This window comes from Dulcicalothrix desertica PCC 7102, from assembly GCF_003991905.1.
GTDB lineage: Bacteria > Cyanobacteriota > Cyanobacteriia > Cyanobacteriales > Nostocaceae > Dulcicalothrix > Dulcicalothrix desertica.
Genome location: NZ_RSCL01000025.1, coordinates 139,847 through 149,129, shown reverse-complemented (window position 1 = coordinate 149,129; position 9,283 = coordinate 139,847). Strand labels below are relative to the sequence as shown.

Annotated in this window: 7 protein-coding genes and 1 tRNA gene; 5 read left to right on the top strand and 3 right to left on the bottom strand. The window is 40.4% G+C overall.

Annotated features, from left to right (window positions below):
• Positions 1-355 precede the first annotated feature (355 nt).
• Together DSM106972_RS39380 and DSM106972_RS39375 are read right to left on the bottom strand one after the other, a co-directional pair.
• A complete protein-coding gene (locus DSM106972_RS39380; protein WP_127085800.1) occupies positions 356-1,333 on the bottom strand; it encodes an AEC family transporter in 978 nt (325 codons plus the stop codon).
• Between the two features lie 100 nt (positions 1,334-1,433).
• Positions 1,434-3,653 (bottom strand): ARC6/PARC6 family protein, encoded by a 2,220-nt coding sequence (locus DSM106972_RS39375; RefSeq protein WP_127085799.1) that lies wholly within the window; start codon positions 3,651-3,653, stop codon positions 1,434-1,436.
• Positions 3,654-4,156: 503 nt separating this feature from the next.
• On the opposite strand from DSM106972_RS39375, the gene DSM106972_RS51775 reads away from it, so the two are divergent.
• From DSM106972_RS51775 to fba, 5 genes are all read left to right on the top strand, one after another.
• Positions 4,157-4,309 (top strand): hypothetical protein, encoded by a 153-nt coding sequence (locus tag DSM106972_RS51775; protein WP_158632951.1) that lies wholly within the window; start codon positions 4,157-4,159, stop codon positions 4,307-4,309.
• Positions 4,310-4,400: 91 nt separating this feature from the next.
• Positions 4,401-5,435: a pyruvate dehydrogenase (acetyl-transferring) E1 component subunit alpha gene (gene pdhA / locus DSM106972_RS39370; RefSeq protein ID WP_127085798.1), complete on the top strand. Its 1,035-nt coding sequence runs from the start codon at positions 4,401-4,403 to the stop codon at positions 5,433-5,435.
• A 58-nt stretch (positions 5,436-5,493) separates the two neighbouring features.
• Positions 5,494-6,366, top strand: a complete 873-nt coding sequence (locus tag DSM106972_RS39365; RefSeq protein ID WP_127085797.1) for an aldose epimerase family protein — start codon at positions 5,494-5,496, stop codon at positions 6,364-6,366.
• A 62-nt stretch (positions 6,367-6,428) separates the two neighbouring features.
• Positions 6,429-6,500, top strand: a tRNA-Lys gene (locus DSM106972_RS39360).
• Positions 6,501-6,878: 378 nt separating this feature from the next.
• The gene (fba, locus tag DSM106972_RS39355; RefSeq protein ID WP_127085796.1) at positions 6,879-7,958 is read left to right on the top strand and encodes a class II fructose-bisphosphate aldolase; all 1,080 of its coding nucleotides are present in this window, start codon (positions 6,879-6,881) and stop codon (positions 7,956-7,958) included.
• 79 nt (positions 7,959-8,037) lie between these two features.
• Here fba and DSM106972_RS39350 read toward each other — a convergent pair whose 3' ends face one another.
• Positions 8,038-9,081: a polysaccharide deacetylase family protein gene (locus DSM106972_RS39350; protein ID WP_127085795.1), complete on the bottom strand. Its 1,044-nt coding sequence runs from the start codon at positions 9,079-9,081 to the stop codon at positions 8,038-8,040.
• Between the last annotated feature and the right edge of the window lie 202 nt (positions 9,082-9,283).

The window sequence follows — 9,283 nt, the reverse complement described above, 5'->3', positions numbered from 1 at the left end:
CGCTTCCGAAAAGAGGACGCTAGAATTAAGCTCAAAAGGGTTTATCCTACACCCCAAAACTAATGACATGGAACACTAGTCATTTATTTTGGCTGGTTGGCGCCAATAGTATGGTGGCTTTTGGCAACCTGTTAGCAGTACTACTGGTTGAGTTAACAAGTAGTACCAAATTGCGTGACTGAAAGTTTTATGCTGGTATGATTTAATAACCAATCTATGAAAATTAAGTATTTATATTGAGCCAAATTCGACTTTTCATTTTGATTAATGGTATAGATTCAAACTATTGTAATTTTTATTTAAGAGTACTACTGGTTAACGCACACCAGTAGTACCAAATTGCGTCACTTGCAGCTTATCCAAATAAAAAAATCCATAAGGGCAATACAAAAAGCAACAATATTGTTGATACAAGAATACTGCTAGCAATTAAATCACGGTCTAGATTATATTCTTCTGCCAAAATTAAACCCAAAAATGCAGATGGCATCCCTGACATCAGCACCATTGCCAAGCTTGATGAAGCAGGCAGCTTAAGTACAAATTTAGTAAAAATTCCAACTAGTAAAGGTATTATAATAACTCGCAAAGTAGCCGGAATAAGAGCTAATTTAAGGCTTTTCCATCCTTGTAATTGAGCGAGTCTAATTCCTATGAGTAAAAAAGCACATGCAATAACGATACCAATTGATTGTTGAAGTCCTATTTCAACAGCATCTGGTAGTTTTAAAGAGCGCGTAAAGTATCCAAATATAAATGCCCATAACGGAGGAACTATTAAAATATCCCGTAGTTGCGTTAAAAAGTTATTTTGTTGCTGAGTGTGGCTATAGTAACTAGCAATCCATACTCCTAAACCAAATGGACCAATAACATTGTGGGTAATACTGAATATCACGGCTAAATTTAATGCATTGGCATCAACTAACGAAGGTGCAATTGCCAGTCCAACGAAACCTGTATTACCTAAAACAGCAGCGAGAAGAAAACTCCCCTCGCTGACTCGACTCAATGGTTGTATCTTTGAGTCGTGTTCAGACTTTTGCTGGTTGGCTAATAATTTCCATATCCATATAACTGATAGTGTCACCAGTAAACCAATTATTAATGTACCAACGGTTATTACTGGCGCCAATACTGAAGTATTAATTGCTTGATACTGCCCAGAGTTACCATGACGAGACAACGCAATAAGTTCGAGAGGTACTCCAACCCAGTAAAGACCACGACCTAATATTTTTGAGAAAGACTTAGGTAGTAAGCGACATACCAGCAACCCTAACCCTATCCAGATAATTAAAGGTGTATAAGCTTGAAATAAAGTGTCAGTCATTAAAGTAATTTAATTGTAATGGCTAGTTGGGAACCGTAAAATTTACTTTTTTCCCAACCTAAATGCAGTCCAATACCAAGTTACCTTAATTAAGTAAAAGTTAGTTGACCAAAGCGATATCACGAATACGCCATCCGTTGTCTACGCGCACTACTTCGTATCTAACTCTGACTTTATCCTTTTCTGTTTCCTTTGTTTGTCCGTTTTCGTAGTAAGTCGTGCTTTCTACTACTGTTGCTTCTACCGTTGCGTGGTTTTTATTATTAGCATCTGGTTTAACAGATACGTTTGATACTGTATGTTCGTACTGTCGATACTTATTGCTTGATTTGACTTGCAAAGCAATACCTCTCCAGTATGATAATGCTGAACCTGTTAGTATTTGGTTCAAACTATCTATATCATGCTTGGAACTTAAAGAAGCTGATTTTGCTGATAACCAACTCTGAACTACTTGTGTTGCAGATTCTTTGGTTAAATCTCCCTCTGGGTACTGCGGTTGACTACCTGGTGTAGGAATCGCGACAGGTGGTTCATTTATTTCTATTGCTAGCTGTTTCCCTTGTAATGCTGGGCCTGGAATTAATATATTTTTTAACCAGCCAAATGTTGTACTAATTAACAGCCAAAATAATAATACACCCGCGACCGAAGCTAGCACTTTTAGCAACAAACTCGCACTTTTATTACGAGATTGTCTACGTCTTGGCGCCACACGTTGGTTCGCGTTCGGAATATTCTTTACACTACCAGATGGTTGATGTCTACGTCTTTTCGATTTTGGCGCCGTAACTGTGCTTGTTGCAATTTGGCTATTTTGATTTTTTGGTACACGACCGTTCGGTTGTGGTCTGGAAGTAACAGGCGCCTCGTGATTAAATCTAGTATCGTAGTTATCGCTTGATATGTTGTAATTCACAGGCGCCGACTTGGGAATTTCTGTTATCCTATCGCGATAATTAGGTCGAGCCGTAACTGTAGAATTATTATAATTACTTGATGTAGTATTTGAGGTGCCATTTGGAGACTTGAGTGTAGAAGTACGCCAGTCACCATCAACATTTTCTGCATCATTGGGTAAAACTTCTAAATAAGCTTGCACGTTAGGGTCTGCAAAATATTCCTTAAGCGATGCTACTTGGTCTTCTAAATCACGAAAATGTGGAAATACTTCATTTTGTAACCAACGTTCACCGTATAAGCACAGTCCTGGTAATAAATCTGGCGAAGACTGAGAATGCTCGCGAATAAAAGCCAAAGCTTCGTATTCTTGACTTAATTCTAATGCCTTGGTAGCTTCTTCTGTTTGTCCCAAAAGTAGCGCGCATAACGATTGCTCAAGGTGAACATCTTGCCGTTTACCCAAACGCAACAGCATTTGCTTTGCTTGCCTAATTAATGCTGGTTGACGTTGAGTAAATCCACGCGCGATTAAAGCATAAACAGCTAAATATGTGGCAACTGCTGAAGGACGTTTACTTTCTGATTCAAATAGATGATGCTGTTCAGCTACGGTTAAATGATGCCGTAACTGCTGAACAAAGCGTAAAAAGTCATCAACGTTTAATCCTGACTCATCGTTGAGCGACCCATCTATACCACCACGTTCTTCTAAAACCTGCTGTAATAGCTGTAATCCTTGCTTCCTTTCAGCTGCATGGTCAAGTGGCAATGCAACTAATTCGAGAATGCGATATGGACGCAATCTATTTAAATCAGCTTGAATTTCAACTCGAACGCTATTGAACATTCCTTCTTTGCCTAACAATTCTTCTCCTGTCTCCAGAGAAATTGCTGCGTTTTCATAGTTTCCTTGCTGCCATTGTTCGCGTCCTAATTCTAAACAGGCTAATGCGACTGTTAGTACTACATCCGGACGTTCGGAGGCAAAACTTTCATTATCTGTTTTTCTGTTAACAAGGTATGGGCGCCCAAGTTTAAGAACTTGTTCGTATTCTCCAAGCTCTTGTAAAATCAGCAAGGCGCCGACTAATTCGTCTTCATTAACATCTATAGTTGGGTTTTGAGTATCAGAATTTGGGTTTCGAGCAACTCTGTTCTCAACAGCGACAGCGACATCGGTGCCGTTTTGAGTATATGCAGACGCTAAATACACCCTGTCGTATTCTTTGCGCTCTAAAGGATTAGATAAAACCACGTAAGCTTCTTCAACTAATTGTTTTCGCGATGTAGTTGCTGCAATTGAATATTCCCGTCGTGGTAGCTGGACAATGCGGTCATTATAAGCTTGCCGCAATTGCTCCCTTGTTGCCGCCAACGGTAATCCTAATATACGGTAGTAATCGAGCGGAATTCGCACAGCCTACTTCCCCTACAGCGTATTATGTGATGTTTCACCTAGACCATTCCAGGCATTATCAAACCGTGCCATAATAATACCTTGTTGAACTTACACGCGCTTTTTGTTTACAACACAACAACTTAACTGCTGTTTAAAGTATGTAATCGGCGCCGATATTAAGTCAGCTTCCCTCTACACTTAACTAATGAACATAAGTAAAAAATAGTTAAGTAATCCAGAAGTATACAACAATACCAGGAGATTGAATAATTAACTATCACTATAAATAGGTAGCTATATTCATTCTCAACTTAGCAACGAATTATACATCGTTGTGAACTATTGTTCGCTACTATAGAGCGAGTAAAATTCTACCACAACGATATTATTGTTACAATTACCTAGAAGCACATTGCTGATAAGTAACGCTGTGGCGAAAGCTAAAAATTGTTAATCAATATGCAGAATCTTGCTATCCTAACTGTTAGTGTATAGCCGAGGGTAGCGAAAGCACGCCGACTATGACATCAAATAAAGTTGCTTCCTTACAGTCAAATGAAAGAGCTTCGAGTTATCGAATCTTGATTTTGACAGTTTATTTGCTGCTTCTAAGTTTACAGAGTAGTAGAGTCGGAGCAATTGGACGCTTTTGGGTAGCGCGGCGCCTGCATTAAAAGGAAGTCACCTATAAATCGGGTACGCGCACATGAGCGTTATAGAAATAATGGTGACATTAAGTGTTACTACGGGGATACTCAAAAGATAATGGTTCAAGAACGCACGTTACCAACGTTTGATGCGGCATCCGCACAAATTACGAAGCAAGAAGGCTTGCTGCTTTACGAAGACATGGTTTTGGGGCGCATGTTTGAAGACAAGTGCGCCGAAATGTACTACCGGGGAAAAATGTTTGGCTTTGTCCACCTTTACAACGGTCAAGAAGCTGTTTCCAGTGGTATTGTCAAAGCTATGAAACCTGGAGAAGACTATGTTAGCAGCACATACCGCGACCACGTTCATGCTTTAAGTGCTGGAGTACCAGCGCGCGAAGTTATGGCAGAGCTATTTGGCAAAGCCACAGGTTGTAGCAAAGGACGCGGTGGTTCGATGCACATGTTTTCTGCGGAACATCGCTTACTCGGTGGATATGCGTTTGTTGCTGAAGGTATTCCTGTAGCGGCGGGTGCTGCATTTAAAAGCAAGTACCGCAAAGAAGTGTTAGGTGATACCAATCCGATGGAGGTGACAGCTTGTTTCTTCGGTGATGGCGCCGCCAACAACGGGCAATTTTTCGAGACGCTCAACATGGCAGCGTTATGGAAATTGCCAATACTCTTTGTTGTCGAAAATAATAAATGGGCAATAGGGATGGCGCACGAACGCGCAACATCTGACCCCGAAATCTATAAAAAAGCCAGCGTCTTCAACATGGTGGGTGTTGAAGTTGATGGTATGGACGTTCTTGCAGTGTATTCAGCAGCCAAAGAAGCTGTGCGACGTGCGCGTGCAGGAGAAGGGCCAACTTTAATCGAAGCATTAACCTACCGTTTCCGAGGACACTCGTTAGCAGACCCTGACGAACTGCGAAGCAAAGAAGAAAAAGAATTTTGGTTCGCACGCGACCCAATCAAAAAGCTAGCCAGCGAATTGATTGAAAGAAAGTTAGCAACTGCCGACGAATTAAAAGCCATCGACAAAAAGATACAAACAGAAGTCGAAGAGGCCGTCAAATTTGCCGAAAGCAGTCCCGAACCAAGTCCAGACGAGTTATACCGCTTTATCTTCGCCGAAGACGAGTAAACAACACACGACGTATTCGTAGAGACGCGATTAATCGCGTCTCTACAAAATAAAACATATGTATTCAATTTCTCTCCAACAGAATCAATATAAAACCTACATCCTCACGGATGAAAGCGCTAACTCCCAGTTAGAAGTTGTACCAGAACGTGGTGGAATAATTACTAAATGGCGCCTAGATGGAAAAGAAATTTTTTACCTAGATGAAGAACGCTTTGTTAACCCAGAGTTGAGTGTTCGAGGAGGTAATCCGATTTTATTTCCCATTTGTGGTAACTTGCCAGAAAACACTTACACCACAGGGGGCAAACAGTATACCCTTAAGCAGCATGGATTTGCGCGCGATTTACCTTGGGTATCTCATAGTTCTGTATCAGATGAAGGAGTGTCGCTGCAAGCTACTTTACATAGCAACGAGCAAACACAAGCAGTTTACCCTTTCAACTTTCAGATAACTTTTACCTATCAACTTCAAGGTAACAGTTTGAATGTTGGACAGCATTATATAAACAAGTCATCTCAACCAATGCCGTTTTCCTTTGGGTTTCATCCTTACTTTGCCGTGCAGGATAAAAATCAACTTCAGTTTGATATACCATCGCGAGAATACCAAGACCAGAAAACAAAAGAAAATCACACATTTAACGGCAGTTTCGACTTTAACCGTGATGAAATCGATGTAGCTTTCAAACAACTTAGCAGTCAAACAGCTACCGTTACCGACTTAAGCCGTAAACTGAAATTAACCTTCGATTACGACAACGTATTTTCAACCTTAGTATTTTGGACACTCAAAGGCAAAGACTTTTACTGTCTTGAACCTTGGAGCGCTGGAAGAAACGCCATTAATACAGGCGAAAACCTTACAGTACTCCAACCAGGCGCCAGTTACTCTACATTTTTCAAATTAACAGCAAATTTTTTCTCTTAACCCCTTTACAAAACTATATACCCTTGTGCTAGAGTGTATAAGCCAGCAAAAAAACGCGGCACGGGTGACTAACTCAATGGTAGAGTACTCGGCTTTTAACCGATTAGTTCCGGGTTCGAGTCCCGGGTTACCCATACTAAACATTAAAATACTCTTGTGGGGTAGGCATCCTTGCCTGCCCTCAAAATTTAATTAAATTAATTAACAGTAACAGGCAGGGATGCCTGTTCCACAAGATAGAATAAGACTATTGAACTATAAGTTACAGATTTAATTTTCTCTTCAACTCATAATTATTCATTATCACCCTCCATTCACTTAGCACTCAGCACTCAGCACTCAGCACTCAGCACTCAGCACTCAGCACTTCTTATCTTTCTTAAACTTTTTAAACATAAACACCAATCACTAGTTATAATTTCCTATAAGTTGAAAAAAACATTAAGATTCAGCGTAGTACATACGCTCATCGTTCAACCGATTATCTGACAACACATTCAGGAGGACTATCTATGGCGCTCGTACCAATGCGGCTCATGTTGGACCACGCCGCTGAGAACGGTTACGGCATTCCAGCTTTCAACGTTAACAACCTGGAGCAGATTCAAGCAATTGTGCAGGCTGCCCATGAGACAGATAGCCCCGTAATATTACAAGCATCACGCGGCGCCCGTAAGTATGCAGGTGAGAATTTCCTTCGCCATTTAATTTTGGCAGCAGTGGAAACTTACCCTCATCTTCCTATTGCGATGCACCAAGACCACGGTAACGAGCCAGCAACTTGCTATTCAGCAATGAAAAATGGCTTTACCAGTGTAATGATGGATGGTTCATTACAAGCTGATGCCAAAACCCCCGCAAGCTTTGAGTATAACGTTAACGTTACTCGCGAAGTAGTGAAAGTAGCTCACTCTTTGGGTGTAAGTGTTGAAGGTGAACTTGGCTGTTTGGGTTCATTGGAAACAGGTATGGGTGAAGCAGAAGACGGACATGGTTTTGAAGGTAAACTCGACCATTCCCAACTTCTAACCGACCCCGACGAAGCGGTTCAATTTGTTGAACAAACACAAGTAGATGCTTTAGCGGTTGCTATCGGTACCAGCCACGGCGCCTACAAGTTTACCCGCAAACCAACTGGCGAAATTTTGGCAATCAGCCGCATTGAAGAAATTCACCGTCGTTTGCCTAACACCCACTTGGTAATGCACGGTTCTTCATCTGTACCAGAAGATTTAATTGCATTAATTAACCAATACGGTGGCGCCATTCCAGAAACCTACGGTGTACCCGTTGAAGAAATTCAAAAAGGTATCAAGTGCGGTGTACGTAAAGTAAACATCGACACCGACAACCGTTTGGCTATTACTGCTGCTGTGCGTGAAGCTTTAGCAAAAGATACTAAGGAATTTGACCCCCGTCACTTCCTCAAACCTTCCATCAAGTACATGCAAAAAGTTTGTGCTGACCGATATCAACAGTTTGGTACTGCTGGTAACGGAAGCAAAATCAAGCAAATGTCATTGGATGACTTCGCAGCTAAGTACGCTAAAGGCGAACTTGCCGCACTCACCAAAGCTGCTGCAACAGTATAAATAGAGTGCTGAGTTGAAAGTGCTGAGTGCTGAGTAATAACTCTTAAATTGCCACTCAGCACTCAGCACTCAGCACTTTTTACTTATTTACGCCTCCCCAAGCTTGTGCAAGAGCATTCTTCAACCCTGATTGACCAATACGTTCGACAGCTAATAAATTATTGGAAACTCCAGCAAATTTGTCTGAAGTGTCATCCATCGTGAATGCAAGCTCATAGCCCGATTTTTTTACCCAATTAGCGACTCTTTCATCAAACTTACCAACAGGGTAGGTAAAGTAGCGTATAGGAATATGTAAATATGATTCCAAAATACTTTTGGATTGCATAACTTCGATTTGCAGTTGCTCGTCAGACAGGCGCCTTAAATCAAGCGGATGGGTTAAAGTGTGGCATGATATTGTCACTAGTGGGTTAGATGCCATTTCTTTTACCTGTTCCCAGCTAACGTGCCTTCTCCCTACATTATTTCCTACCCCTTTAATATAAATTCCGAACATTGCTGGAAAATTATATTTTTTAAGCAGTGGATAAACATACTCATAATGCCCAGCATAACCGTCATCAAATGTCAATACAACTGGTTTTTTAGGTAACGGTATTCCTGTTCGTAAATGCATCGCCAATAAATCTATACTAATAGGAGTGGCGCCACTAGCTCTAATTTCTAGAAAATGTTGCTCTAATTCAGCAGGAGTTACATCCCAAGAAACTAACTTTTGCGGCAGGATGTCGTGGTACATAATTATAGGTACTTTAGCTAATCTCGCACGTGCATGAATAGAGTGCCAAACTGCGGAGTGAAAGTAAGCATAAACATAAGGAGCATATTGCTCAATAACACTTTTAACTAACTTAGGTTGTAACCAATTAGATATTTGTACAGTAGCATTTGACGGAACCATAATTATTCTGCCCAACACCGTACTACTTTGATTAGTATTACTTATAGTACTAAATACTTTAGTATTTTGATTAGTATTACTTGTCGTACTAAATACTTTAGTATTTTGGTTCACTTCAGCAGAAACACTTACTAAGCAAAATCTCCAAATCCAAAATCCCCAGCAAAAGATATAAAATAATCTGTGTTCCCAGAATTTTACTTTAGAGATTAAAGTCATAATACTTAATTAATAAAAATTATTCTTTAACTAGTAATAGGCAAAGCCTTTATTTATTGTGAACTATATAGTTTATCTAGCTAGTACACAAACAATAAAAGAGTATTTAATAATTAATTAAGCTTTTTTTGCCATAAAATCCCCCCAACCCCCCTTAATAAGGGGGGCTTAAAACTCTCTTTTCCCCCCTTATTAAGGGAGG